The following is a 24,817-nucleotide window of genomic DNA, read 5'->3' as shown; positions in this document are numbered from 1 at the left end:
TTGGAAAGTATAGCACACCAACTGAACAGCTGTTTCAGTTCGAACCAGATGGTGAGAGCCCGCCTCAATGTGGTGAGTGACTTCGATAAGTACACAACCTTCCTTACAACCACAGTATTGCACCTCTCGGTGCGACTAATTGGGTTGTTTGATGAACAGTCGCTGAACGGGTTCTAGGCACGGCTAGGGCGGTTTCCCCCCGCTCTGACCGAGAACACACGGGGAGTCCAACAGCGATCGTTACTGAGTAACGATTGGGCAACGATATTTGCCGATGCCGATGTATATTGACACGTGCGATGTCACGATCCAGGAATTTTCTTATCAATTTCGCTATCAATGGTCTCCTCTTCTATCTGATCGGCCGGAAGGTTCGGAACCACCAGACTGGTCTGAAAGTCGGGCTGGTTGGAGGAGTATTGTCAGTCCTTTCGACAGGGTTTATCGAGTATCGATCCGACGCCACAGAGGATTGACGCCGATGTGGATCGCCCCTCGTTCCCGCCTCGGAGCATTATCCTCGACCGCTTGAAGAAGTTGCACGGTATACCCATGGGGCTCCGGACGTTTCGGAGATTCTGCTCGTAACTGAGCCTCTGCATTCGAATGCGTGTGTACTGAGGGTCCCAAGAGCCAGTGATGGATTCAGAGCGTCTCTCTCCGAACAATCGGCAGTTAGTCCATCCGCTGGTCGTACTGTCTGACCAACACCCGTACCCACCAGAGCTTCAAGCCGAGTACCAGAACGGTCCCGAGCGTGGTTCCGACTGGCTTCTGGCGCCACGCGGCGTACAGCGTGTACGCTGTGGCCGCTGCACTTCCACCGTTACAGATGTTCGGGTATGAGAGTCCAACCGTCCGGTTTCCTTCATCCCGAATCCACCAGCGTTCAGCGAGCACAGCGCGGGTCATCCACGCCGCATCGTCCTCAGGTGGTGGAAACAGAACCGGATTGAGAGCCGTCCAGAGGAGTCCGGCGACGAGGAGTCGCCATTTCCGGTGGTAGACGGCATACACGAGGAGAGGGCCAGTCGAGACCCGCGACCATCCGCTTTTGGGGTTCGAATGGCGGGCCCAGAACTGCGCTTCGAGCTGATCGGGTACCTGGAATACCATAGCTGAAGATTCTTCCCGAGAACCAAATAACTCGACTCGGAACTCGACAGACGGTCAGAGATGACCGTCTCGGAGAACGGGGTAAGCGGTTCATCGGCGTCGCCGAGAACGTCGTCCGGTTTTTCTGTAGCCACTCTCGATAGTTCCGCCGCAACCGGCTGACAGCGTCCGCAGCGACAGGGCAAGAACCACGCCGTGCCTCGACAGCAGCAACCAGCCACGACCGGCGCCCGCTAGACAGCATTTCTCGACCGGGGCGTTTACATCCTCAAAAAGTTGTCGCAGAAGGGCTTATGTGTGTTGGTTGTTAATGATGAACAGAGTCCCTGTCTCGAAACGGGGACGTCAGTTATCACGGTGAAGTCGCGGCCGTCGTCGCGGTTCCCGCCCCGGTTAACACAGAATCATGAGCGAAACCGGAAGCCCAAGCTCAGACGTAGAGTCCGCCGCTCACAGTGTAGAACCGATCGACGAGGACGTCTCACTGTCGTCAATCAGCGACGACTACAAAGCGGGCGTCCCGGACGATCTCCGCGAGAGCTACTCCTGTCAGTGGTATCTGAACCAGGTGGTCTCCCACCCCAAAATCGCGCGTAGCGCGCACCAACGCCTCGCGGATATGTTCGACTACTACGGGCGTGAAGAACCCGAAACCGAAGGCGAGGTGCGATACACGTTGGCCAGCGAAGACCCGTTGCATGACGGTGAGAACGTCTTCTTCGGGGAGAACGTCCATGGATCGATCCATCGCTACGTGAACAAAGTCAAATCCGGAGCGCGGGGGTTAGGTCCCGAGCGGCGCATCAAACTCCTCCTCGGGCCGGTCGGCTCGGGGAAGTCGCATTTCGACCAGCTCGTGCGTCGCTACTTCGAGGACTACACCCGACGGGATGCGGGCAGGATGTACACCTTCCGCTGGGTGGACCTCTGTGACGTTATCGACGACCAGGACCCGTCCGACGACACGGTCCGGTCGCCGATGAACCAGGACCCGCTCGTGTTGTTGCCGCGGGACTCCCGCGAACGCGTCCTCGGGAAGGCAAACGAGAACCTCGGCACCAACTACACGCTGCGCAACGACCAGGCACTCGACCCCGAGTCCGCCTTCTACCTGGAGAAGTTGCTGGACCACTACGACGACGACTTCGAGACGGTGCTTTCGAACCACGTCGAGATCGTCCGCCTCGTCGCCGACGAGAACCGTCGTGAGTGCATCGAGACGTTCGAGCCCAAGGACAAGAAAAACCAGGACGAGACCGAGCTCACGGGGGATATCAACTACTCGAAACTCGCCATCTACGGCGAGTCCGACCCGCGCGCGTTCGACTACTCCGGCGCGCTCTGTAACGCGAACCGCGGGATCTTCAGCGGCGAGGAGCTGCTCAAACTCCAGCGGGAGTTCCTCTATGACTTCCTGCACGCGACCCAGGAAGGCACCATCAAGCCGCGGAACAACCCCCGTATCGACATCGACCAGGTGATCGTCGGCCGGTCGAACATGCCGGAGTACCGCGATAAGCGGGACGACGAGAAGATGGAAGCGTTCAACGACCGGACCAAACGCATCGACTATCCGTACGTCCTCGAGTACGAGGCGGAAGCGGATATCTACGAACGGCTGCTCGAGAACGCCGATATCGACGACATCACGGTCGAGCCACACACCCTGGAGATGGCGGCGCTGTTTGCGGTGCTGACGCGCATCCAGGAGCCCACCGAGCACGACATCAACCGGATGCAGAAAGCGAAGGTCTACAACGGTGAGGCCGCCGCCGCCGACGATTTCGACCCTGAGAAACTCCGGGATGAAGGGGACCAGCGCGCCCAGGAGTCCGAAGGGATGGACGGCGTCTCACCCCGGTTCCTCGCCGACGAGATTGCGGAGGCAATCACGGACGCCGTGCCCCGTGAGCAGGAGTACATCTCCCCGCTGACGGTGCTTTCCTACATCGAGGAGAACCTCGAACACCACGGGAGCGTCGACACGGACCGCCTCGGTGACTACGGGGCGTTCATCGGCGAGGTCCGCGACGAGTACGAGGACCGGGCGATCGAGGACGTTCGACACGCGCTCGCGTACGACCTCGACGAGATCCGCGAGCAGGGGGAAAAATACATGGATCACGTCATGGCGTATATCAACGACGAAACCGTCGAGGACGACGTTGCCGGCGAGGAGAAAGCGCCCGACGAGACGTTCATGCGCGCCGTCGAGGAGCAGCTCGATATCCCGGACGAACGCAAGGACGACTTCCGCCAGGAGGTCAGCAACTGGGTCGGCCGGCGCGCCCGGCAAAAAGAGAGCTTCAGCCCCAAAGACAACGAGCGCCTGCGCCGGGCACTGGAGCGGAAGCTCTGGGAGGACAAGAAACACAACATCAACTACTCCGCGCTGGTGAACACCGGCGAGATCGACGACGAGGACCGCAGCGAGTGGGTCGCCGCCCTGGAGGACCGCGGCTACTCCGAAGGCGGCGCGATGGAGGTGTTGGAGTTCGCTGGCGCGAAGGTCGCCAAAGACGAGATGCAGGACGATGAGTGAGGACTCGACCGCTTCCGAGAAGCCGGAAGCCCACATCGACAGCTCCGCGACCGACCCGCCCGGCACCGCCACGGACGCGATCGACGAGGAGCTCACGACCACAGAACTCGACAGCGACGAGGGCGCTGGTGTGGACCCGGAGCGCTACATCAGCACGGCGGACGCCGAACTCGCCGAGCAGTTCGACGAGACGCTGACGTTCCACGAGTACGTCGAGCGGATCTTCGAGCATCCCGTTGCGGCCGCCCACAGCACGAAGTACCTGCTCCACGCCATCGAGGCGATGGGCACCAGAACCGTCATCGAGGAGGGCGAGGAGAAAACACGCTACCGGTTCTTCGACGACCCGTACAATGACGGTGAGCACGCGGTGCTCGGCAACACCGAGATTCTGAACCAGTTCGTTCAGGATCTCAAAGCAATCGCGTCGAACCGTGGCAAACAGGAGAGCATCATCTGGTTCGAAGGGCCGACCGCGACCGGAAAGTCCGAACTGAAACGCTGTCTCATCAACGGGCTCCACGCGTTCTCCAAGACCCCAGAGGGCCGCCGATACACTGTCGAGTGGAACACGACTGCGGCGACCGGACGCAACCGGGACCCGCTCACGTACGGCGACGACAGCTCTATCGGGGAGGCCGACTGGTACGAGAGCCCGGTGCAGGCTCACCCGCTGTTGGTGCTACCGAAAGCGGCGCGCCACGACGTGCTGGGCGATCTGAACAGCGTCGACCCGTCCCCGATCGAGACGACCGTGAACGGCGAACTGCCGCCGTTCAGTCGCGAGATGTACGAGACGCTGGCCGAGGAGTACCGGAACGACGACGACATCTTCTCGGCGATCACGGCGCCGGAGCATCTCCGTGTGAAGAACTACGTCGTCGAGGAAGGACAGGGCATCGGCGTGCTGCACACCGAGGACGACGGGTCGCCGAAGGAACGGCTCGTCGGAGCGTGGATGCCGGGGATGCTTCGTGAACTGGACTCCCGCGGCCGAAAGAACTCCCAGGCGTTCAGCTACGACGGTGTGCTCAGCCAGGGGAACAACCTGTTGACGGTGGTCGAGGACGCGGCCAAACACAGCGACCTGCTGGAGAATCTGTTGAACGTGCCCGACGAGGAGCACGTCAAACTGGACAAGGGCATCGGGATGGACGTGGACACGCAGCTCATCATCATCTCGAACCCGGACCTGACAGTCGAACTCGACCAGTACGAGGACCGGAACGACGCGGACCCGTTGAAAGCGCTGAAGCGCCGCCTCACCCAGTACGAGTTCCGGTACCTGCTGAACGTGAGCCTGGAGGCCCAGCTGCTGTGGCGCGAGCTCACGAACTCCTCCGAGCTGTGGACGATGCAGGACGAGACCGAGATCCAGACGAACGTCCGGGCGCCGCTGACGCTCGATATCAAGGCGACCCATGCGGACCGAAGCGCCGACAAAGGCACTGACGGCGTGGTGACCCGCGAGCTCGCGCCACACACGATCCAGGCGGCCGCGCTGTACAACGTCGTCTCCCGGTTGGACAGCGAAGGGCTCCCCCCGCAGCTCAGTATCGTAGAGAAAGCCCTGCTGTACGACCACGGCTACATCCACATCGGCGACGAGCAACTCGAGAAAGAGGATTTCGACTGGCCGGACAACCAGGCCGACGGGACGGCCGGCATCCCCATCACGTACACGCGGGACGTCCTCTCGACGCTGGTGAGTGAGCCGTCCGATCGCTACCACGAGAGTCTCCCGGTCGAAGACGTCGTGCTGCCCCGAGACGTGCTCGACGCGATGGCAACGCGGCTGGCCACGACGCCGGTGTTCTCCGGCGCGGAGGCCGCACGGTTCGAAACCCTGCTCGTGAACGTGAAAGACCGGATCTTCGAGGAGCAGGAGGAGGACGTCCGCGAAGCGATTCTGCGTGAGGAAGGGGTCTCCCGAGGGGCTGTCGAGGAGTACATCGAGCACGTGTTCGCGTGGGGGACCGACGAGACGATCGAGACGGGGACTGGTGAGACAGACCGCCCGGACGCGATGACGATGAAGCTGTTCGAGACGGAGGCGCTCGGTCGCTTCGACACGGACGAGTACGACGGCACGGAGCCGAGTGGGGCGGTCAGGGAGTTCCGCAGCGACGAGATCATCGTCGCCGTGAACAACATCCTCTGGGAGGAGCGCGGCGAGGATTTCGACATCGAGGACGTCGACTACCGGGACGTGCCCGCACTCAGCACTGCCATCGAGACCAACGACTGGAGCGATGTCCGGTCGGCGTTCGAGGACCTGGACCCGGCGCAGTGGGACGCTCCGAAGGAGAACACCCAGACGGCGCAGGTGAAAGCCGAGAGCATCCGGAACATGCAGGAGATGTTCGGCTACTCCGCGGCGTCGGCCGAGCTCGTCTCGCGCCGTGTGATGAACGAGGCCCGTCATCTATGGGACTGAAAGACCACATCCGGCGATTCGAAGCGGTCGGTGAGGAGTACCGACAGGACCTCCAGGCGTTCATCCGGGAGGGGAAGTTCGAACCGTCGACCGAGGAGAACATCAAGATCCCGGTGAAGATCGTCGACCTGCCCGAGATCGCCTACGACCCGATCGACAAGGGCGGGGTCGGGATGGCCGGTGACGCTGATGCACAGCCCGACCAGGGCCAGCCGGTCGAGGTGCCGGGTGAGCCCCAGCAGGGAGAGGGCGATGACGAAGGCGACGACGAAGCCGGCGAGGAAGGCGAAGCGCACAGTGACTACTACGACATGGACCCCGAGGAGTTCGCCCAGGAGCTCGACGACGAGCTGGAGCTGGAGCTGGAGCCCAAGGGAAAGCAGGTCGCCGAGGAAACGGAAGGGCCGCTGAAGGACGTGACCGAACGCGGCACCCGGAGCACCCTGATGCTGGAGGAGTGGTTCACGGAAGGGCTGAAACGGAAGCTCGCGACCGAGTTCGACGAGGAGTACGTGCGGGAGGCGCTCAAAGTCGACGGCTGGGGCGCCGACGAGGTGTTCGCCTGGGCACGGGAGAACAACATCACCGTCTCCTACGACTGGGTCGCGGAGGCTGCCGAGGAAGTTGCCGCCGAGGAGCAGGCGACCTGGGAGCGCATCGAGGAGATGGAGGACCACGTCGAATACGAGCCGGTGGAGGCGCGGGTCCGGCGCGAGGGAATCGAGGAGGTGCCGCTGCGGCGCGAGGACCAGCAGTTCCGGCATCCGGAGATCCAGACCGAGTACGAGAAGAACGTCGTCGTGGTGAACATCCGCGACGTGTCCGGCTCGATGCGCCAACAGAAGCGGGAGCTCGTCGAGCGGACGTTCGTGCCTCTGGACTGGTATCTCACCGGGAAGTACGAGGAGGCGGCGTTCATCTACATCGCACACAACGCGGAGGCGTGGGAGGTGCGCCGGGACGAGTTCTTCCGCCTGGAGTCCGGCGGCGGCACGCAGATCTCGTCGGGCTACGAGGTCGCACAGCAACTCCTCGAGGAGGAGTACCCGTGGGCGGAGTGGAATCGGTACGTGTTCGCGGCCGGCGACGGGGAGAACCGCACCGGCGACACCACGGAGAACGTGATCCCGATGATGGAGGAACTGGACGCGAACCTCCACGGCTACGTGGAGACCCAGCCGGGGTCGTCGGCGCGGAGTACCCACGGCGAGGAACTGCGTGACCACTTCGACGAAGGGTCGAACGTGGCTATCACGGAGGTCAACACGCGGGACGACGTGATCGGTGCGATCGAAACCATTCTGTCGACGGAGGATTCACAATGAGTGGTTCCGTCCGGAGTAGCGACGATCGGAAGGCACAGCGCATCAAAGAGCGACTGGAGCGGCCGGTCGCGGACGCTCGCGAACTGGCCGAGAAGCTCGGATTGCACCCGCGCCCAGTGCTCTACTGGCTGGTCTCGTACGACGAGATGCGCGGTCTGATCGCCCAGGGAGGGTTCCAGACTCGGTATCCCCACTGGCGCTGGGGGATGCAGTACAAACAGCAGGAGCGCCAGGAGTTCATGGGCGGAAAAGCGTTCGAGATCGTCAACAACAGCGACCCCTCCCACGCGTTCCTGCAGGTGTCAAACGAGTTCTCGGACCAGAAATCGGTGATCACGCACGTGGAGGCTCACTCGGATTTCTTCGCGAACAACCGATGGTTCGGGATGTTCAGCGAGGCGCCGGACGCGGCCCGGATGCTCTCCCGGCACGCGGAGACGATCCAGGAGTACATGGAGGATCCGGATATCGGTCGCGACACTGTCGAGGAGTTCATCGACCACATCCTGACGGTGGAGATGCAGATCGACCAGTGGTCCGAGTTCATGCCGGTACAGCGGCATGCCGAGAAGGCCTACGACGGCGACGAGACGGATATCTCCCGTGAGGAACGCGTTGCGGAGCTCGATCTGACCGACGAGATCACCGACCAGGTGTTCTCGGAGTGGATCGACGACGAGGAGACCGAGGAGAGCATCGAGCGGTTGCCGGAGCCGGAGTACGACCTGCTCGGACTGTTGTACACGTTCGGCGAGCAGTACGACGAATCGGGGGCGGAGGCGGTGCAGTTCGAGGACTGGCAGAAGGACGTACTGGCGATGCTGCGGATGGAGAGCTACTACTTCGCGCCCCAGCGCATGACGAAGACGATGAACGAGGGCTGGGCCGCCTACTGGGAATCGACGATGATGAGCGACGAGCTGTTCGCCGGCGTCGACGAGTTCATCCGGTACGCCGACAAGCAGTCCAAAGTCCTCCAGTCCCAGGGGATGAACCCCTACGCACTCGGTCAGTCCCTGTGGGAGTACGTGGAGAACCGCGCGAACCGCCGTGAGGTTATCACCAACCTCCTCCAGGTGGACGGCATCACCTGGCGCAACTTCCACGACGCTATCGATTTCGAGGACGTGCTCGAGGAACTCGCGCCGCCGGACGCCATCGCCAGCGTGGACAGCTCGACCCTCGACGCCGTCGCAGCGCTCGACGACACGTATCTCGACCACGAGGGGCTCGAGGCTGCACGGAACGGCGACGTCGACGTCGACGAGTTCCCGTGGAAGGTGCTGACCTACCAGGCGATGGTCGAGCGCCACTACTCGCTCGTCCAGCCCGCGAACCGCAGCTTCCTCTCCGATATCAACCGCGCACGAATCGAGGAGCTCTCCCGGTACGTCCTCGAGACGGACCGCTTCGACAGCGTCGACGGGGCGCTCGCGGCCGTCGACAAGGAAGCCGGCTGGAAACGGATGCGTGAAGTCCGAGAGAGCAAGAACGACGTCACGTTCATCGACGAGTATCTCACTCAGGAGTTCGTGGACAACCACGGGCTGTTCGCCTACGAGTACAGCCACCTCTCGGATGGGTTCCGCGTCAGCAGCACCGAGGTCCAGGACGTCCGCAACAAGCTCCTGCTCGAGTTCACCAACTTCGGGAAACCCCGCGTCGGGGTTCGGGAGATCAACTACCAGAACCAGGGCGAACTGCTGCTCGCCCACGAGTACAACGGCATCCGCCTGGATATGGACCAGATGAAGGACGTGATGGAGCGGCTGTTCGAGCTCTGGGGCCGCCCGGTGAACCTCAAAACGATCGACAAACGGTTCACCGAGGAGGTGGTCGAGCGTGCGCGACACAAAAACGAGGAACCCACACCCGTGGAGGTCGGGGTCATGCTGCGATACGACGGCGAGAAATTCCGGGTGCGCGAACTTGAGGACGACATGGTCGAAGATATCGCCGCCGACGAGATCGATTACGACACCACGCCGTCCCAGTGGCCCAGGCGGTAACGCCGACCGGGGTCGCTGCTCGGCCGCGTCTGGCTGGACGGATCGGTAACCGAATCGAACATCTCGCTGCAAGCCGCGTGAGGAATCGAGTTTGGCCGACACCCGTACGGTGAGCGATAACTACTACTCACGACGAGTGGGCCCCTCGGGAGCCATGCCGAAATCGAGCTCCGATCCGGGACGTTCTCTTGGGGCTATCCTCGCCGGTAATCCTTAGGCAGAGGACTGTGACATAACCATCAACAGGTAAACAGCATGAACGCCAGTGACAGGGGTACCAACCCCAATACACAGAGCCAGGAGCACAGTGATGGGGAGCGCGACGCGGAACAATCGGATGCGAACGACGAGGTCAGCCTCACGAAAAACGAGATATTCACCATTCTCAAAAACCCCCGCCGGCGTGAAACGCTCGAATACCTCGAACGGAACGATGGCGAGGCTGAACTCAGCGATTTGGCGGAATCTCTTGCTGCGCGGGAAAACGACATCGAGATCGAGGCGCTCTCTTCGACGCAGCGAAAACGCGTCTACATCAGTCTGTATCAGGTCCACCTTCCGAAGATGGACGACGTGGGCGTCATCGAGTTCGGCAAACACCGCGGGACGATCGAGCTCACCGACGCCGGAGAGATACTGCTTCCGTACCTCTATTTCGACCCGCATTCGGACGAGCAGTCGTCCGAAGAAACAGATTCTACACCACTGCGTACCGTTCGGGACCGATTATCCGGCTTCATCGGGTCGGACGAGAACTAGCTGCCAGCGACAGCTCCCGCGTTCCCGCTGACGGACCACTCCTGGACGTCCGATTCTGACCGCTGCGTGGAACCGCCGACTATTTGTAGGTCGCTCTCAGTTCTTCCTCCGAATGCTGGTTCTCGTCTGCGGCCATCCCGGCACCGGCAAATCGACCGTGGCCGAACGGGTTGCCGAGCGGCTCGACGGACGGCTGCTCCGGACGGACGTGGTCCGGAAGGAGCTCTCCCCCGAGCCCGAGTACACTTCGGCGGAGTCGGCCGCCGTCTACGACGAACTGTTCGAACGTGCCGGCGATGCCGCGGCGGACGGTGCGCACGTCGCGCTCGACGGCACGTTCCGCCGGAAGGCGCTCCGCGAGCGCGCGGCGGCCGTCGCCGCCGACGCCGGCGTGGCGTTCCGCCTCGTCCGGGTAACCTGCGAGGAGGAGACGGTCCGCGAGCGCATCCGCGCCCGCGCCGACGACCCGAGCGACGCCGATTTCGCCATCCACCAGAAGCTGAAAGCCGAGTTCGAACCGCTGGAGCGCGATGACCACCTCGTCGTCGATAACTCCGGGACGCTGGCGGAGACGCTCGATACCGTCGACGACGCGTTCGCGGCCGTCGCGACTGTCTGACCCGCCGCGTACCGTCGGCCAACACTGACTGACAAGCGTTTTTACCCACCGCCGTCCCTCATCTACTAATGGATTCGCAGACGCGCGGCTCGGCGCTTCTCGTCGTGGGGGTCGTGTTGCTGGTCGCCACCCTCGGCGTGAGCGCGGCCGTCGCCCCCGACGCCTCGGTCGGGAGCACTGACGGCGAGGAGCGAACGCTTATCGGCATTCAGGGCGGCGGCCCCGGCTGGCACGAATACGGCAGTATCCAGTCCGTCGAGGGGAGCGAGGTGGTGTGGGAAACCGGCGACACGGACAGCTACTTCGACGTAACTCGACTCGACAACGGGAGCGTGATGGCGGGCTTCATGCACGGCGGCTACGAGGACTGTGGGCCCTACGAGTCACCCTGTACCCACACCGGCTTCCGCATCATCGACCCCGACACCGATGAGATCGTCTCCGAGTACTCCTTCCCCGTCCGGTCGGAGGGGAACAGCGAGGTTCACGACGTGGAGCAGCTCGGCGACGGCGAGTTCCTCTTTTCGGACATGGAGAACGAGCGCCTCGTGGTCGTAACGAACGACGAGACGGTCTGGCAGTGGAACGCCAGCAGCTACTACGAGGCACCCGAGGACCCGACCCGAACCGACTGGCTCCACATCAACGACGTGGACGTCATCGAGGAGGGCGTCTACATGGTCTCGGTGCGCAACGCCAACCAGATACTCGTCATCGAGCGCGGTGAGGGGGTCATCGAGACCATCAACACCGACGAGGAGGGGAGCAGCGACGCCTCTTGCGAGCGGAACAGCCAGCTTGCCGACCAGGACGGTGACGGCGACGTCCGCTGTGGCAACCCCGAGGTGCTCGACCACCAGCACAACCCGCAGTGGCTCGGCGGCGACCCCGGCGGCGATGGTGAGGCGGCGGTACTCGTCGCCGACAGCGACAACGACCGTATCGCCGAACTCCACCGGGCGGACGGCGAGTGGGAGGTCGCATGGACGCTCGAACGCGCGGGCGGCATCGACCTGCGCTGGCCCCGCGACGCCGACCGGCTGGCGAACGGCAACACGCTCGTGACGGACACGCTCAACAAGCGTATCTTCGAAATCGACCGCAACGGCTCCGTCGTCTGGTCCGTCGAAACCCAGCGCATCCCCTACGAGGCTGACCGGGTGCCATACGGCGAACCGCCGGAAGGGGAGTGGTACGTCGGGAGCTCTCCTGAGGACAGCGAGCGGAGCTCCTCGGGCATCCCGCTGGTCTCCAACGCCGCGGTACTGCTCCGCGGTGTCTTCCCGTGGCTGCCGTTCTGGTACACCGGCCCGCAGCTGCTTCTGACGCTCGCCTCGCTTGGCCTGGCCGGCGCTGGCGCGCGGGCGCTCTGGCGCACCCGCGGCTGAGCAGTCCGCCATCTCGGCGCCGACCGTGCCTGCTTTCTCCCCGCGGTCACATCCATCGGTATGTCCGGAATCGACGATGACTGGCCCGACAGCGACGCCGGGAATGCGGCGGGGGACGACGAACTGGCCTGGGAGACACGGGACTCAGAGATCGACTACAGCTGTCCCGGATTCGACGTCCGGCGGGACGGTGTCGTGCTGCCTGACGGAACTGAGACCGAGCACCACCACGTCGAGGAGGGCGGTGCGGTCGTCGTCCTTCCGTTTCTCCCCGGCGGCGACGAGGTGGTGCTCATCGAGGAGTGGCGTCAGCCCGTCCGGCGACTGAACCGCGGGCTCCCCGCAGGCGGGGTCGAGGACCAGGACGACGACCTCCGGAAAGCGGCGGCTCGCGAACTCCGCGAGGAAACGGGGTACGAGGCCGAGCGCTTCGAACATCTCTGTACGACGGAGCCGGTCAACGGCATCGCCGACTCGGTCCACCACACGTTCGTCGCCCACGGCTGTGAGCCGACGGCTACCCAGGAACTCGACCACAACGAGAGCATCCGAACGCAGACCGTCGCCTACGATGACCTTGTCGAGGCCGTGGGCCGCGGCGACGTGCGTGACGGCCGGGCAGTGCTGGCAGTGAGCCGGTACGAACTGTGACGATGGCCCCCGTCTCGGAACGGTGAGCCGCGGACAGAACCCCTATGCCGTCGCGTCCCTACAGCACATTCATGCGCTCTCGGCTCCGCGCCATCGGCGTCGGCATCGGCGTCGGCGTACTCGGTATGCTCGTCTCACTCGTCCTGCTGTTAGCAACCGGACTCACGCTCAGTACCGCGGGCGTCGAGATCGGTCCCGTGGTCAGCATCGGGCTGACGCTGTTTCTCACACAGGGGCTCTCGTTCATGGGCGTCGGCTATCTCTATCTCCGACGCCGAGAGATCTCCCTGGCCAGTATCGGTGTCCGGCTCCCATCGCTCCGGGGGCTCGGTGTCGCCGTCGGCGCACTTTTGCTCTCGATGATCTATCTCATGGCGGCGAGTCAGGTGATCCAGTATTTCGGCGCCGAAACGGCCGAGAACAACGTCGTCCAGATGGGGATGGAGAACCCGGAGATCCTGCTACTGCTGATCCCGGGCGCCTACCTGTTCATCGGCCCGGGCGAGGAACTGCTGTTCCGTGGCGTCGTCCAGAACCGCATCCGTGAGGTGTTCCCCCCGGTGTCGGGCGTCGTCGTCGCGAGCATCATCTTCGTCGCCATCCACCTGCCGGCGCTCTCATTTGGCGCGCCGCTGTCGGCCAAACTCACCTCGCTCGTGGTGCTGATGGGGCCGAGCCTCATCCTCGGCGGCATCTACGAGTACACGGACAACCTCGTCGTCCCCATCCTCGTCCACGGCAGCTACGACGCGCTGCTGTTCATCGCGCTGTACGCGCAGGCGACCACCGATATGGGCGGTGGGGCAGTGCTGTTCTGAGGAAGTCACGTTGCTCCGTTAGCCCCTGACATCGAGGGTCAGCGTATACGGGAATAGATCAGATCGCCAGTCACGCTCCGGCTGGTGTTGGCCCGGTTCTGTCGGCCATTCGGCCCAGACGACACCCGGGACGACGTAGCTGCCGGCCGTAATCTGCTCCGCGACCCAGCCGAACTCGTACACCGTCTGCACGCGTTCATCCGGGGAGACGGACACCTCCGCCGGCGATTGCGGGCGGAGTGTTCCGTTCTCCAGAACCACATCGTCGCTCTGCTCGTACTCGGGCGTCCAGAGAAGCTGTTCCCCATCCGGGCCGTACGCCCGGAGCACGCCGAACGGCGCGATGCCCGGCATGGCAAGTTTGGCGGCCTCCGGCCACCGGTTCGTCGCTTGGAGTTCGATGCGGGCCGACGCCTCAGAGCTGAGCGAGTCATCGACGACGCTGGCGGAGATTTCGAACGGGAGGTCGCTCCAGTGGATGTGGTCCGCGCGGATATTGTACATCGCCCCGTCAACGGTTACGGTGAGATGCCCCGCCTCCAGTAGCCGCTGTGGGATGTCCCCGGGAAACACTCGGTGGGAGCCGACTGCTCTCCAGAGCGGCGTCTTCTGCTGATCGTTCAGGGTCTCTCGAATGAGTTGGCGACTCGTTTCGGTGAACGATTCGAGTTCGTGTACGTCTCGGTTGTAGAGCCGTTGGTCCGACGCCTCCGCGGCAGTCACTGTGTGTGGCGGGGCCCGGACTGTCTTCCTCAGCACCAGTTCGCCGATACCGCCCGGGTAGCGCAAGTAATCGTACTGGTCGAGGAAGTCGCGCAGGGTGTCGGACAGCTGCGTCGTCACGTACGGTTCGCCCGGCGAACTCGGGCTCGGGAGGATGGTCAGGATCGGCTCCCTGATTACCTCGATCTCCTGGACACGGCGGCTATTGCGGGAGACTGTGCGGTCAGCTGGAGCGTTCTCTGGCACGACGCTCTCGAGAACGAGCGTGTGAGTCGGGAACGTATGCGAGATGACGTAGTACGTGTCCTGATACTCGAGAAGAGAAACGTCGTCGATACCGTCGAGCAGCGCTGTCGACGGGTCGGAGGTCGTGTACCGCTCCTCCGTTATCGCCGTCTGAACCGCGTCTCGCGTCGTGTCGTTCAGTTCCGATAGCATCGTCGTCTGGTGCTCCTGGGGACCAATCACCGACCGCGGGATGAACTCCGCGTGAAACAGGTACGCGTCCCGTTCAACTCCAATGGTGACGTTGCCGTCGATGCCGGTTGTGCTCGTTCCCCTGTCCGTGACCGTCGGGGTGCCGGAGTCCGTTCCGGCGTCGTCGGAGCCACAGCCAGCCAGCGTCGTCAAAAGTCCGCCACTGATAGCGAGAAGCTGGCGTCTGGAGGGCATACCTCCCTTTTGGATTGGACTGATAAATTTCTGTCTGGGACTGTGGGCGGGACAACGGAACCCCTTAGGCTGCCCTGGCGGAAGAACCAGTTATGCGAGACGCTTTCGAACTCCGGGCGACCGACGGGATGGCCCGGGTCGGCCGGCTGACGGTGCCACGGGCGGGAGTCACCGTCGAGACGCCGGCGCTGATGCCGGTGATCAACCCGAACATCCAGACGATCTCCCCCCAGCGGCTCCACGACGAGTTCGGCGCCGAGATCCTCATCACCAACTCCTACATTATCCGCAAAACCGACGACCTGCGCGAGCGCGCCCTCGAGGAAGGCCTTCACGAGATGCTCGATTTCCCGGGCGCCATCGTCACGGACTCCGGTTCGTTCCAGCTCGCGGAATACGGTGAGATTGACACCACGACAACCGAGATTCTCCAGTTCCAGCACGACATCGGCTCGGATATCGGCACCCCCGTCGACATCCCGACGCCGCCGGACGTGAGCCACGACCAGGCAGCCGCGGAACTCGACCGGACCGAAGCGGCGCTGGCCGACGCCGCCGCCGTCGACACTGGCGAGATGCTGGTAAACGCCCCTGTGCAAGGCTCGACGCACCTCGACCTGCGGGAGGAGGCGGGCGCCCACGCCGCTGCAACCGACCTCGACGTCTTCCCCGTCGGCGCGGTCGTCCCCCTGCTGAACGCCTACCGCTACGACGATATGGTCGAGGTGACCGCCGCCGCCAAGCGTGGCCTCCACGCCGACTGCCCGGTCCACCTGTTCGGCGCCGGCCATCCCATGATGTTCGCCCAGGCCGCCGCTATCGGCTGTGACCTCTTCGACTCCGCCGCGTACGCGCTCTACGCCCGCGACGGCCGGTATCTGACGGTCCGGGGGACCGAACAGCTGGAGGACCTCTCCTACCTCCCCTGTCCCTGCCCGGTCTGTGCCGAGCACGACCCGGATTCGCTGCGAGCGCTCGACGACCGAGCGAAAGAAGAACAGCTCGCAGCGCACAACCTTCACGTTACCTTCGCCGAAATCCGTCGGGTCAGGCAGGCGGTCCGCGAGGGGACTCTCCTGGAACTGGTCGAGGAACGCGCCCGCGCCCACCCCGCAAGCGCCGACGGCTATCGCGCGTTGCTGAACCAGAACGAACAGCTGGAGGAGCACGACCGGGTGTCAAAGGGGACGTTCTTCTACACCTCGGCCGAGAGCGCTCGTCGGCCGGAGGTGCTGCGCCATCACGAGCGCCTCGCCCGCCTGGAGACGCCGTCGACGATGCTGCTCTCGGAGTTCGGCCCGCCGGAGAACCACGACTACGATGCCGTCTGGCGGGTCGAGCCACCGTTCGGCCCGTATCCGACGTCGCTCTCGGAGACCTACCCGCTGAACGCTGCGACGCCCGATCATCTGGAGCCGCCGGCCTACGTCGCCGCTGCCGACGGAATCCGGAGTCTCGTGGAGGCGAACCGGAAGACCGCGTTCACGCTGGGCCACGACGGCTGGCCCGACGAGGCCCTCGACGCAGTGCCTGAGTCGGTAACGTTGGAGAACCTCTCGGACCTGGGCGAGTAGCGACGAGTCAGGCCGGCGGCAGCCGCAGCGTCACCACCGTCCCCTCCTCGTCGGGAACGCCGAGATCCAGCCGGCCGTTCGAGGCGTCGACGACGGCCTGTGCGACCCAGAGCCCTAACCCGGAGTCGGTGGTGAGCTGGGTAATCTCGCTGTCGCCGGTGACGACCTGATACTCGTCCTCGGGCATCCCGGGACCGTAGTCCCGAATCTCGAGTGCGATCCACCGCTCCTCCTCAGCGGCCCGTACTTCGACGCGGGGCTCATCTGCCTCGCTGTGGACGACACCGTTCTCGACCAGTTCCTCGATAGCGTCGGGGAGTGCCGGGTCGGCCTGCACGGCGAGCCGGGAGACGTCCATCCGAATCTGTGTGTCGGGATGTGCCGCTCGGACAGCTTCGACGGCGGCTTCGGTATCGTCGCGGAGCGAGTGCTCCTCGATACCCGTCCCGTGGCGGTCGTAAACGTTCATCACCGTCGCCGCCTCGTCTGTGAGTTCGCCGAGGCGGTCGGTTTGGCGGCTGAGCGTGTCGGCTGTGTCCCGTACGTCGTCGGTCTCGGCGTGCTCGCTGATGGTTTCTGTATGCCCCAGCAGCACTGCCGCCTCGGTACGGACGCTGTCGCGGAGCACGCGGTTCAGCGCCGCGAGCTTCCCGCGCTCCACGGCCAGCGCTTCGGCCCGGACGCGCCGGGCGTCGTAAACGCCGACGATGACGTGTGCGGCGACGCCGATCGCGAGCAGGTTCGTGATGGTGAACGTCGGTTCGACGACCACGACGCCGGCGCTTTCCTGGTAGCTGAACATCCCGAGCAACACGAGCCCGACGAGGACGAGCCCCACCACGTTCCAGGCCGCGATTCGTTCCGCGTTACTGTCGCTGAACCGGCTGTGATAGAGGCTGTAGCCGCCGGCCACCAGCCCGACGGAGACGACCGTCCCCAGCAGCGAGAGCAGCGTTCCGACAAGCGTCATCGGCGCCGTCAGCAGGAGCGTGATGTTCGGGAGCAGGAGGACGACTCCGGTGACCACGATGACCGCGCTGGCGACGACCCGTGCCGGGCCCCGGTCGGGCTCCCCGTCGACCTCGAACGGGACATCCAGCCCCACCTCGCGACGCAGCACGCCGAATAACCCGTCGTCGGTCCTGCTTCCGGCCATGGTTCGGTGTTGGTCGGAGTCGGCGCTTCAAGCTATCGGCTACCGCGTCGACGGTCGGCGAACAACGAACGTGGTAAGGCGCTCGCTGTCCGATTCGGAGCCATGACCGAGTATTTCGAGGTTCTCCGGCGCGACGGGGCCGCGCGTCTGGGCGAACTCCGCCTCGCCGACCCCGTGATGACGCCGGCGGTGGTCGACGAGCACGTCGACGACGCCGGCTCGCTCTGGGCGGCGGACCGCGACGTTCCGGCGGTCGACGACGAGCGGCTGACGATCCTTCCTCACCGGGCGTTCCCGCCAGGTACCCGCGAGCCCGTGCGTGAGTCGTTCCGCGTCGACCACCCTGACCTCGACGCCCCGACCGCCGCCGTCCACCACAGCGAGGAGGCCCGCGATGTTGGCGCAGACGCCTATCTGCTCTCGGACGCACAGGGATTTGTCGGCCACGCCGCCGGCTTCCGTGACGCGCTCCTGGCGGCGAAGGAGGCGCTCCCGGCCGACACCGCACTCTCCCTGTCGGGTGTGGCGACCCCGCGTAACGTGGCAACGCTGGTATACGCCGGCGTGGACCTCGTCGACGCGACGAAAGCGAAGGTTCGCGGCGCCGAGGGGTTCTATCTCACTACCGAGGGCGAGCGGTTCGTCGAGGACCTCCAGGAGCTTCCCTGCTCCTGTCCGGCCTGCCAGCAGCCCGTCGAGGAGTTCACCCAGGAGGACTGTATCGAGCACAACGAACACGCGCTGCGAGCCGAGCTCCGAATCGTCCGCGAACGCATCCGGACCGGGCGGCTCCGGGACTACATCGAGGGGCAGGCCCGCCACGACCAGTGGCTGACCGCGCTGTTCCGCGAACTCGATGAGCAGTACGGCTACGTCGAGGAGCGAACCCCAATCGTCCGCGACAACGAACTCGCGGCCGCGAGCGGCGACAGTATCCGTCGCGCCGAAATTCAGCGCTTCGCCGAGCGCGTCACCACGCGCTACCAGTCCGAGTTCGACGGCCCGCTGGTGCTGGTGCCCTGCTCGGCGACGAAACCGTACAGCGAGTCCCAGAGCCACCAGCAGTTCCACGACGTCGTCCAGTGGCGCGGCCACATGGCGTCGATGACCTCGCCCATCGGCGTCGTCCCGCAGGAACTGGAGCTCACCTACCCGGCCCAGCAGTACGATACGGTCGTCACCGGCCGCTGGACGGCCGACGAGCGGGAGTTCGTGGGCGAGGTGCTCCGGCGCTATCTCCAGCGCAACGACTACGACCGGGTCATCGCGCACGTCCCGCCGGGCGGCTACACGGAGATCTGTGAGACCGTCGAACCGAACGTCGACGCCGAGTTCGCGTACACCGTCGAGGAGCACCCGACCACGGACGACTCGCTTGCAGCGCTCTCGGCGGCGCTCTCGGGCGAGCCGGCCTACAGCAAGCGCGAGCGCGAGCATCGCGTGATTCGGGCGATAACTGACTACCAGCTCGGTGAGGGTGCCGGAACGGGGCTGTTCGGCGAGGACGAGGGAATCCAGACGACCAGCCGCTACCCAAAGCTGCAGGTGCGTGACGCCGACGGCGACCAGTTGGCGACGATGGTCCCGCAGTACGGCGTGCTCGCGTTCACCGTCGCTGGCGCGCGCCACTGGGTCGAGAGCGACGGGCCGGTCAAACAGGTCGAGATCGACGGCTTCGTCCCGCACGGCAGCGTGCTCGCACCGGGCGTCGTCGACGCCGACGAGGAGATTCGGACCGGCGACGAGGTTGTCGTCTCCGGGCCCAAAGCGTTCGGTATCGGCCGCGCGGAGATGTTCGGGAGCGAGATGGCGGAGTCGACCCGCGGCGTGGCCGTGCAGATGCGTCACGTCGAGGAGCTGTAACGACGGCAGATTTTCACACTGGGACGACTCGCTTCTCGACGATGGTGTCGGTGGAACCCGAAGCCTGAAGGAGCGAAACCGGTTTCGCGTTACCTCGCCGTGCGCCGGCGGGACGCTTAAGCGCGCGGCGAGGCGAGATGCTGGCGTGAACCGGATATCGCTCGGCGTCCCCGCCGGCGTGCTCGACTCGTTGCCAGACGACGATGGCACGGCGGCACGGGATATGGAACGCGCGGTGGAGGGTATCGAACACAGTCTCAACAACGCCATCGAGGAAGCCAACGACGAGTCTGAGGCGGTGCCGACTGTCGTCGACGCGATGGAGGCGATGGAGGCGAAAGCAGAACGCTACGACGAGTTCGTCCCCGAACTCCGGGCGTGGGGCCAGTCGCCCATCTACGCCATCGCGTGGCGGAACTGCTACCTCGAACTGCTCGCGCAACTGGGCGAGGTGGCGTGGCTGGCCGACCGCCTCGACCGGGAGCGCAGCTTCCGCCAGTTCGAGGACGGCATCCGGTTCGGCAAGGACTGAGCCGTGGCACGGGTCGAGACCACCGCACGGCTGCATTTCGGGTTCGGCAACCTCTCGCTGGCCCACGACCGACTCTACGGCGCGCTCGGCGTCGCGCTCGACCGGCCAGGGCTGATCGTCGAGGCCGAGAGCGCCGAGGCGGTGGCGTGTGAGTACGAGCCGGCTCGTGAGTACGTCGAGCGTGCCTGCTCGCTGCTCACGGTCCCCGGTGCGACGGTCACCGTCGAGAGGACGCTCCCGCGCCACGTCGGCCTTGGCAGTGGCACACAGCTTGCGCTCGCGACGCTCACGGCGGTCGCGCGCGCGCATGACCGCGAGCCGGCTGTCCGCGAGCACGCGCCCGCGCTTGGCCGTGGGGGCCGGTCGGGCATCGGCGTCGCCGCCTTCGAGCGGGGCGGGTTCGTGCTCGACTCGGGCCACCCAACGGCGCTGTTCACCTCGGAAGCTCCCGAACTCGGGGAGTGGACTGTGCCGAGCGTCGCTGCCCACCACCGCATCCCCGATTCGTGGCGGTTTCTCGTTGTCGTGCCGGACGCGCCGCCGGGCCGGAGCGGCAGCGACGAGGACGCGGCGATGCGCCGAGCGGTGACAGAGGCGGCCCCGGAACTCGCCGAACGCGTCGCAGGTATCATTGTCCGCCAAGTGCTGCCGGCTGTCGCCGACGGGAGCGCCGCCAGATTCGGCGACGCCGTGAGCGAAGTGGGGCGACTCAACGGCACCTGGTACGCCGGCGAGCAGGGCGGCACCTACCGCCCGCCAGTCGGGGGAATTATCGCGTCGCTCACCGACGCCCCCGCGGTGTATGGCGCGGGCCAGTCCTCCTGGGGACCAGTGGTGTACGGCGTCACCGATATGGACCACGCTGAGGCCGCACGCGACGCGGGGAGAGCGGCGTTGGATGCAGCGGGTGTCGACGGCGAGGTGCTGGTCGTCGAGGGACGGAATCGAGGGGCCACTGTCGACCAGTAGCTCGGCGCGGGCGGCGCTTGTCGGAAAAGTGATTCCTCACTGGCGACACGGGAACGCTTTATCCGGTGGGGGGCCGTTTCGTCGTTATGGAGCGGCTACCGTTCGGCGTCGCACGTATCGACAGCATTCTCCAAGGCGGTGCGCCGCCCGGGAGTACGCTGCTGCTCGCCGGCGAGTCCGGCGCCGGCGCTCGCGAGTTCGCCCAGACCGCCGCCGCGATGAACGTCCTCGCCGATGTCGATGCCGACCTGTTCGACCTCTACTACGGTGATCTCCCCGAGAACGCGGAGACGCCGCCGGACGTCCACTACCTTTCGTTCACCTCCGACAGTGACGAGATCGCCCGAGAGATGGATTTCACGATGGCCAACGAGATCGTCGAGAAGGTCACGGAGGCGATCCAGTTCCGCGATTTCTCGCCGGAGTATTTCCAGCTCTCTCCCATCCCACGAGAGTGGTACATGGGCGAGGCCTCGACGATAGAGGACCTGGGAAAGCGCCAGAGCACCGACGACGTGCTCGGTGCGCTCGGAAACTACCTCAATGACCACGCGGCGGGAAGCCTCGTCATCATCGACTCCATCTCGGACCTCGTCGGCGCCATGGGCGATGACGTCGAGTGGAGCGACGTGACGACGCTGCTGAAGGGCGTGACGAAAGCCTCCCACTCCTGGGACGGGCTCATCCTCCTGCTGGTCAACAGCGATACGCTGACCGAGACGGAGTACGGGCAGCTGATGGACGCCTCGGAGGGAACGTTCGAGTTCACCTGGGAGTCCGGCGGCTCACAGCGCGCCCGGACGATGGTCGTCAAACAGTTCCGCGGCGTGCTCTCACAGCTGCAGAAGGAGAACATCGTCCAGTTCGAGACGGAGATTCACGAGGGCGGCTTCGACGTGAGCGACGTACGGAAAATCCGATGATGCGAGAAGTCCCAGGCCGTCAGCGGTCGTGGCTGAGCCGCCGGCTGCAGCAGGCGCCGGTTAGGGGACAACTACCAGTACGTTAACAGGACACCAATGAGTTACTTATGCCCCGGCATCTAACAGTGGCTCAATGGTAGAGGAGCAGGCGCTGACGATCCCGGAGGGGCTCGAACAGTGGCTCGATGACCGGACTGCCACCACCGACCAGGACCGCGACGAGGTGCTGGCGCGAGCCCTTGCGACGTATCGCCTGCTCTCGGAGCGGGACGAGGCGCTCGCGGAGGTGGAGATGCCGCCGCTTGACGAGCAGCTGGCCGACCTGGAGCAGCGCATCGACGAACTCGCCGCCGACACCGACGAGCAGATCCAGGACGTTCGCGACCGGGTGGTGCAGGTGATGACGACCGCCCGTGCGAAAGCCGACCCGGAGCACGACCACCCGGCGTTGGCGTCGGATGTCGAGCGCATCGACGACGACCTCGCCGATCTTTCGGAGTCCCTCGACGGGCTCCAGACGGAGCTCGACTCCTTCGAGGAGCGCGTCGATGGCGGCTTCGAGAACTACGAAACGATTCTCTCGTCGCTCACCGACCGAGCCGACGACGTCGACGGGAAACTCGACACGCTCGCAGGCGCGGTCGTCGACCTGCGCAAGCGCGCACTCGAACTCGAGAGCGCGAACGCCCGACGAACGGCCGTCGAGGAGCTCCAGACTGACGCGAACGTCCGGAGAGTCAGCGCGGGTGACTGCCAATCATGTGGCGAAACGGTTCGGCTCGCGCTGCTCTCGGAGCCGCGCTGTCCGCACTGCCGGGAGCAGTTCGACGGAATCGAACCTGCCGGCCGGTTCCTGGGCTCGGCGACGCTCACTGTCGGCGACCGCCCCGCGCTGGCCGGCGACGCGTTCGAGCCCGAAGAGTCCGGAGAGGTGTTCGAGGAGGATGACTGAGGAGCCGGACGACGAGGCTGGGGGGAACCCTGACGAGGCGGAGGAGCGTCTCCCGCTCTCGGAGCTTCGCGAACGCATCGAGGCCGAACAAGCGACGGCGGCCGAGTCCGGAGCGGTTCCCGAGGAAGCGCCGCTCTCGGAGCTCGCCAGCGAGAGCCAGTCGACCACTGAAACCGAGCGCTCCGAGCTGTTCGAGGAGGTGGACGTTGGCGATATCGATGCCGAGGCGGTCTGGGAGGCAATCGTCGAGGAGGGAGTGGCCCCCGAGGAGGCGCTTGGCGAACTGGGCCGGGCGGAGCCGGCCGAGGCCGCAGAGCTGATCACTGTAGAACCAGCGGCCGACGTCGACGAGCACGTCATCGATAAGCGGGAGTACTGCCAGCGCTGTGAGTTCTTCAGCGAGCCACCCGAGGTGGGCTGTACGAACCGGGGAACCGAGATTCTGCAGCTGGTCGACACTGACAGCTTCCGGGTTCGCAACTGTCCCAAAGTCGAAGCCGCCGAGGAGGAGCTCAGCTCGGTCGTCGAGGAGTGAACAGCCTTACACGGCCGGACCGCCTGCGACCGGTATGCAGTTCTGTGAGTCGTGTGGCTCCATGATGGTCGCCGAGGACGACCTGATGGTCTGTACCGACTGTGGTCACAGCCAGGCGCGCGACGCCGCGGCCGAGGAAGCGTTCGTCTCGACGGAGCAGCAGTCGACCGACGACGTCATCGAAGCGGACGAATCGGCGGAGTACGAGGGGAAACCCACCGCCTCGGACGTGACCTGTGAGGAGTGTGGCCACGGGGAGGCGTGGTACGACATCAAGCAGACCGCGTCGGCCGACGAGCCCCCGACCCGGTTTCTGCGCTGTAAGGAGTGCAGCCACACCTGGCGGGAGTACAACTGAGCGCCAGAGCTAAGTTCTCCAGTTCACCGTCGGCAACGTCTGGGGCTACGCCGTCGAGTACGCCAATGCCGGCGGTTCGTGGACCGACGCGCCGTTTCTCGCACCGTTCGTCGTCGGCGCGCTCGTCGCCGTCGCGGTGCTACTCCTCGATCCAGGACAGCAGTCTGGGTCGGTGGTCGCCGCCGCGCTCTGGTCGGGCTTCTGGGGTTTCGTCATCACCGCAGCCGTCGTCGCCCTCGTCGTCCGGTTCTACGTTGGCTACGCCGAGGGGCGGTCATAGCGCGTCGAGCAGGAACTCCCCGACCGCCTCCCCGACGATAGCCGTTCTGCCGACGAAGAAATGGTCGCCCGAGAGTGCCGTGACCGTCCAGTCGAGTTTCTCCGCTTGCTCGACGACCGGCTCCCAGTCCGCGATTCCGTCGCGTGACCCGTAGACGACCTGTGCGGGCACGTCGATGCGCTCCATCGCCGGAAGCGCGACGAGGTCGTCGTTCACTCGCGATGGCGGCGCCAGCGCGCTCACCGCTTCGATATCGGGCTTCGCCGCAGCGGCGCCGTCGACACCGGTGCCGCCGGCTGCGAGCAGGCTGAGACACCCACCGAAGCTGAACCCCGTGAGGCCGACCCGGTCGTAGCGCTCGGTCGCCCAGCCCAGCGCGGCGTAGACGTCGCCGAGTTCGCCGTACCCCTCGTCCCAGTCGCCGTAGTCGAACCGCAGGCAGTCGACGCCGCCGGCCGTGAGCACGTCGCTGATGGCGGCCACTCGGTCGTCGCCGCGGTGGCCACGGTGCTGGGGGTGGGGTGGGCAGGCGACGACGCAGATTCCCGTTTGGCCGTCGGGGCTGTCGAGGCTGGCCCGCACACCCTCGTCGGGGCTGTCGAGGCTGGCCCGCACA

At 65.1% G+C, this 24,817-nt stretch carries 22 protein-coding genes; 18 read left to right on the top strand and 4 right to left on the bottom strand.

Annotated elements, in window-relative coordinates:
• Window positions 1–675 precede the first annotated feature (675 nt).
• Window positions 676–1,116 (bottom strand): DUF6653 family protein, encoded by a 441-nt coding sequence (locus V5A38_RS08620; RefSeq protein WP_332325352.1) that lies wholly within the window; start codon window positions 1,114–1,116, stop codon window positions 676–678.
• A gap of 466 nt (window positions 1,117–1,582) precedes the next feature.
• Between V5A38_RS08620 and V5A38_RS08615 the strand changes: the two genes are divergently transcribed.
• The 9 genes from V5A38_RS08615 (at window position 1,583) to V5A38_RS08575 (ending at window position 13,664) form a co-directional block, all read left to right on the top strand.
• Window positions 1,583–3,658, top strand: coding sequence for a serine protein kinase PrkA (locus tag V5A38_RS08615; RefSeq protein WP_332325353.1), 2,076 nt, complete (start codon window positions 1,583–1,585; stop codon window positions 3,656–3,658).
• Window positions 3,651–6,095, top strand: coding sequence for a kinase anchor protein (locus V5A38_RS08610; protein WP_332325351.1), 2,445 nt, complete (start codon window positions 3,651–3,653; stop codon window positions 6,093–6,095). The genes V5A38_RS08615 and V5A38_RS08610 overlap by 8 nt, the downstream gene beginning before the upstream one ends.
• Window positions 6,086–7,420, top strand: coding sequence for a DUF444 family protein (locus V5A38_RS08605; protein WP_332325350.1), 1,335 nt, complete (start codon window positions 6,086–6,088; stop codon window positions 7,418–7,420). The genes V5A38_RS08610 and V5A38_RS08605 overlap by 10 nt, the downstream gene beginning before the upstream one ends.
• Window positions 7,417–9,429: a SpoVR family protein gene (locus V5A38_RS08600; protein ID WP_332325349.1), complete on the top strand. Its 2,013-nt coding sequence runs from the start codon at window positions 7,417–7,419 to the stop codon at window positions 9,427–9,429. Before V5A38_RS08605 ends, V5A38_RS08600 begins: the two co-directional genes overlap by 4 nt.
• A 255-nt stretch (window positions 9,430–9,684) precedes the next feature.
• A complete protein-coding gene (locus V5A38_RS08595) occupies window positions 9,685–10,188 on the top strand; it encodes a hypothetical protein (RefSeq protein ID WP_332325348.1) in 504 nt (167 codons plus the stop codon).
• Window positions 10,189–10,300: 112 nt separating this feature from the next.
• A complete protein-coding gene (locus V5A38_RS08590) occupies window positions 10,301–10,807 on the top strand; it encodes an AAA family ATPase (protein WP_332325347.1) in 507 nt (168 codons plus the stop codon).
• A 68-nt stretch (window positions 10,808–10,875) separates the two neighbouring features.
• Window positions 10,876–12,195 (top strand): arylsulfotransferase family protein, encoded by a 1,320-nt coding sequence (locus V5A38_RS08585; protein ID WP_332325346.1) that lies wholly within the window; start codon window positions 10,876–10,878, stop codon window positions 12,193–12,195.
• Between the two features lie 60 nt (window positions 12,196–12,255).
• Window positions 12,256–12,846, top strand: a complete 591-nt coding sequence (locus V5A38_RS08580) for an NUDIX hydrolase (RefSeq protein WP_332325345.1) — start codon at window positions 12,256–12,258, stop codon at window positions 12,844–12,846.
• A gap of 71 nt (window positions 12,847–12,917) precedes the next feature.
• A complete protein-coding gene (locus tag V5A38_RS08575; protein ID WP_332325344.1) occupies window positions 12,918–13,664 on the top strand; it encodes a type II CAAX endopeptidase family protein in 747 nt (248 codons plus the stop codon).
• A gap of 18 nt (window positions 13,665–13,682) precedes the next feature.
• Here the strand turns inward: V5A38_RS08575 and V5A38_RS08570 are convergent, their stop codons facing one another.
• Window positions 13,683–15,059 (bottom strand): hypothetical protein, encoded by a 1,377-nt coding sequence (locus tag V5A38_RS08570; protein ID WP_332325343.1) that lies wholly within the window; start codon window positions 15,057–15,059, stop codon window positions 13,683–13,685.
• 92 nt (window positions 15,060–15,151) lie between these two features.
• Between V5A38_RS08570 and tgtA the strand changes: the two genes are divergently transcribed.
• Window positions 15,152–16,633 carry a tRNA guanosine(15) transglycosylase TgtA gene (gene tgtA, locus V5A38_RS08565; RefSeq protein WP_332325342.1) on the top strand — a complete coding sequence of 494 codons (1,482 nt, stop codon included), beginning with the start codon at window positions 15,152–15,154 and terminating at the stop codon, window positions 16,631–16,633.
• A gap of 7 nt (window positions 16,634–16,640) precedes the next feature.
• On the opposite strand, the gene V5A38_RS08560 is transcribed toward tgtA, so the two are convergent.
• Window positions 16,641–17,789 (bottom strand): ATP-binding protein, encoded by a 1,149-nt coding sequence (locus V5A38_RS08560; RefSeq protein ID WP_332325341.1) that lies wholly within the window; start codon window positions 17,787–17,789, stop codon window positions 16,641–16,643.
• Between the two features lie 102 nt (window positions 17,790–17,891).
• On the opposite strand from V5A38_RS08560, the gene arcS reads away from it, so the two are divergent.
• The 8 genes from arcS (at window position 17,892) to V5A38_RS08520 (ending at window position 24,201) form a co-directional block, all read left to right on the top strand.
• A complete protein-coding gene (gene arcS, locus V5A38_RS08555) occupies window positions 17,892–19,652 on the top strand; it encodes an archaeosine synthase subunit alpha (RefSeq protein ID WP_332325340.1) in 1,761 nt (586 codons plus the stop codon).
• A gap of 145 nt (window positions 19,653–19,797) precedes the next feature.
• A complete protein-coding gene (locus V5A38_RS08550) occupies window positions 19,798–20,184 on the top strand; it encodes a hypothetical protein (RefSeq protein WP_332325339.1) in 387 nt (128 codons plus the stop codon).
• Between the two features lie 3 nt (window positions 20,185–20,187).
• A complete protein-coding gene (locus tag V5A38_RS08545) occupies window positions 20,188–21,153 on the top strand; it encodes a beta-ribofuranosylaminobenzene 5'-phosphate synthase family protein (RefSeq protein WP_332325338.1) in 966 nt (321 codons plus the stop codon).
• An 86-nt stretch (window positions 21,154–21,239) separates the two neighbouring features.
• Window positions 21,240–22,076, top strand: coding sequence for an HTR-like protein (locus V5A38_RS08540; protein ID WP_332325337.1), 837 nt, complete (start codon window positions 21,240–21,242; stop codon window positions 22,074–22,076).
• Between the two features lie 133 nt (window positions 22,077–22,209).
• Entirely contained in the window at window positions 22,210–23,028 is an 819-nt protein-coding gene (locus tag V5A38_RS08535; protein ID WP_332325336.1) for a CopG family transcriptional regulator, read from the top strand.
• A complete protein-coding gene (locus tag V5A38_RS08530; RefSeq protein ID WP_332325335.1) occupies window positions 23,021–23,563 on the top strand; it encodes a hypothetical protein in 543 nt (180 codons plus the stop codon). The genes V5A38_RS08535 and V5A38_RS08530 overlap by 8 nt, the downstream gene beginning before the upstream one ends.
• A gap of 34 nt (window positions 23,564–23,597) precedes the next feature.
• The gene (locus V5A38_RS08525; protein ID WP_332325334.1) at window positions 23,598–23,921 is read left to right on the top strand and encodes a transcription factor S; all 324 of its coding nucleotides are present in this window, start codon (window positions 23,598–23,600) and stop codon (window positions 23,919–23,921) included.
• A 136-nt stretch (window positions 23,922–24,057) separates the two neighbouring features.
• On the top strand, window positions 24,058–24,201 hold the full coding sequence (locus tag V5A38_RS08520; RefSeq protein WP_332325333.1) for a hypothetical protein: 144 nt from the start codon (window positions 24,058–24,060) through the stop codon (window positions 24,199–24,201).
• On the opposite strand, the gene V5A38_RS08515 is transcribed toward V5A38_RS08520, so the two are convergent.
• Window positions 24,196–24,816, bottom strand: a complete 621-nt coding sequence (locus V5A38_RS08515; RefSeq protein WP_332325332.1) for an alpha/beta hydrolase — start codon at window positions 24,814–24,816, stop codon at window positions 24,196–24,198. The genes V5A38_RS08520 and V5A38_RS08515 overlap by 6 nt on opposite strands.
• Window position 24,817 lies beyond the last annotated feature (1 nt).

It is taken from the genome of Halolamina sp., from assembly GCF_036626355.1.
GTDB lineage: Archaea > Halobacteriota > Halobacteria > Halobacteriales > Haloferacaceae > Halolamina.
The sequence above is the reverse complement of the archived record's forward strand: the minus strand, read 5'-3'. Positions and strand labels throughout refer to the sequence as shown.

Excerpts from the sequence above, each read along its gene's own strand:
- V5A38_RS08535 (WP_332325336.1), top strand. The coding sequence starts at position 22,210 with ATGGTAGAGGAGCAGGCGCTGACGATCCCGGAGGGGCTCGAACAGTGG.
- V5A38_RS08540 (WP_332325337.1), top strand. The coding sequence starts at position 21,240 with ATGGAGCGGCTACCGTTCGGCGTCGCACGTATCGACAGCATTCTCCAA.
- V5A38_RS08605 (WP_332325350.1), top strand. The coding sequence starts at position 6,086 with ATGGGACTGAAAGACCACATCCGGCGATTCGAAGCGGTCGGTGAGGAG.
- V5A38_RS08575 (WP_332325344.1), top strand. The coding sequence starts at position 12,918 with ATGCGCTCTCGGCTCCGCGCCATCGGCGTCGGCATCGGCGTCGGCGTA.
- V5A38_RS08560 (WP_332325341.1), bottom strand. The coding sequence starts at position 17,789 with ATGGCCGGAAGCAGGACCGACGACGGGTTATTCGGCGTGCTGCGTCGC.
- V5A38_RS08600 (WP_332325349.1), top strand. The coding sequence starts at position 7,417 with ATGAGTGGTTCCGTCCGGAGTAGCGACGATCGGAAGGCACAGCGCATC.
- arcS (WP_332325340.1), top strand. The coding sequence starts at position 17,892 with ATGACCGAGTATTTCGAGGTTCTCCGGCGCGACGGGGCCGCGCGTCTG.
- V5A38_RS08585 (WP_332325346.1), top strand. The coding sequence starts at position 10,876 with ATGGATTCGCAGACGCGCGGCTCGGCGCTTCTCGTCGTGGGGGTCGTG.
- V5A38_RS08590 (WP_332325347.1), top strand. The coding sequence starts at position 10,301 with ATGCTGGTTCTCGTCTGCGGCCATCCCGGCACCGGCAAATCGACCGTG.
- V5A38_RS08580 (WP_332325345.1), top strand. The coding sequence starts at position 12,256 with ATGTCCGGAATCGACGATGACTGGCCCGACAGCGACGCCGGGAATGCG.
- V5A38_RS08525 (WP_332325334.1), top strand. The coding sequence starts at position 23,598 with ATGCAGTTCTGTGAGTCGTGTGGCTCCATGATGGTCGCCGAGGACGAC.
- V5A38_RS08620 (WP_332325352.1), bottom strand. The coding sequence starts at position 1,116 with ATGGTATTCCAGGTACCCGATCAGCTCGAAGCGCAGTTCTGGGCCCGC.
- tgtA (WP_332325342.1), top strand. The coding sequence starts at position 15,152 with ATGCGAGACGCTTTCGAACTCCGGGCGACCGACGGGATGGCCCGGGTC.
- V5A38_RS08610 (WP_332325351.1), top strand. The coding sequence starts at position 3,651 with ATGAGTGAGGACTCGACCGCTTCCGAGAAGCCGGAAGCCCACATCGAC.
- V5A38_RS08530 (WP_332325335.1), top strand. The coding sequence starts at position 23,021 with ATGACTGAGGAGCCGGACGACGAGGCTGGGGGGAACCCTGACGAGGCG.
- V5A38_RS08595 (WP_332325348.1), top strand. The coding sequence starts at position 9,685 with ATGAACGCCAGTGACAGGGGTACCAACCCCAATACACAGAGCCAGGAG.
- V5A38_RS08570 (WP_332325343.1), bottom strand. The coding sequence starts at position 15,059 with ATGCCCTCCAGACGCCAGCTTCTCGCTATCAGTGGCGGACTTTTGACG.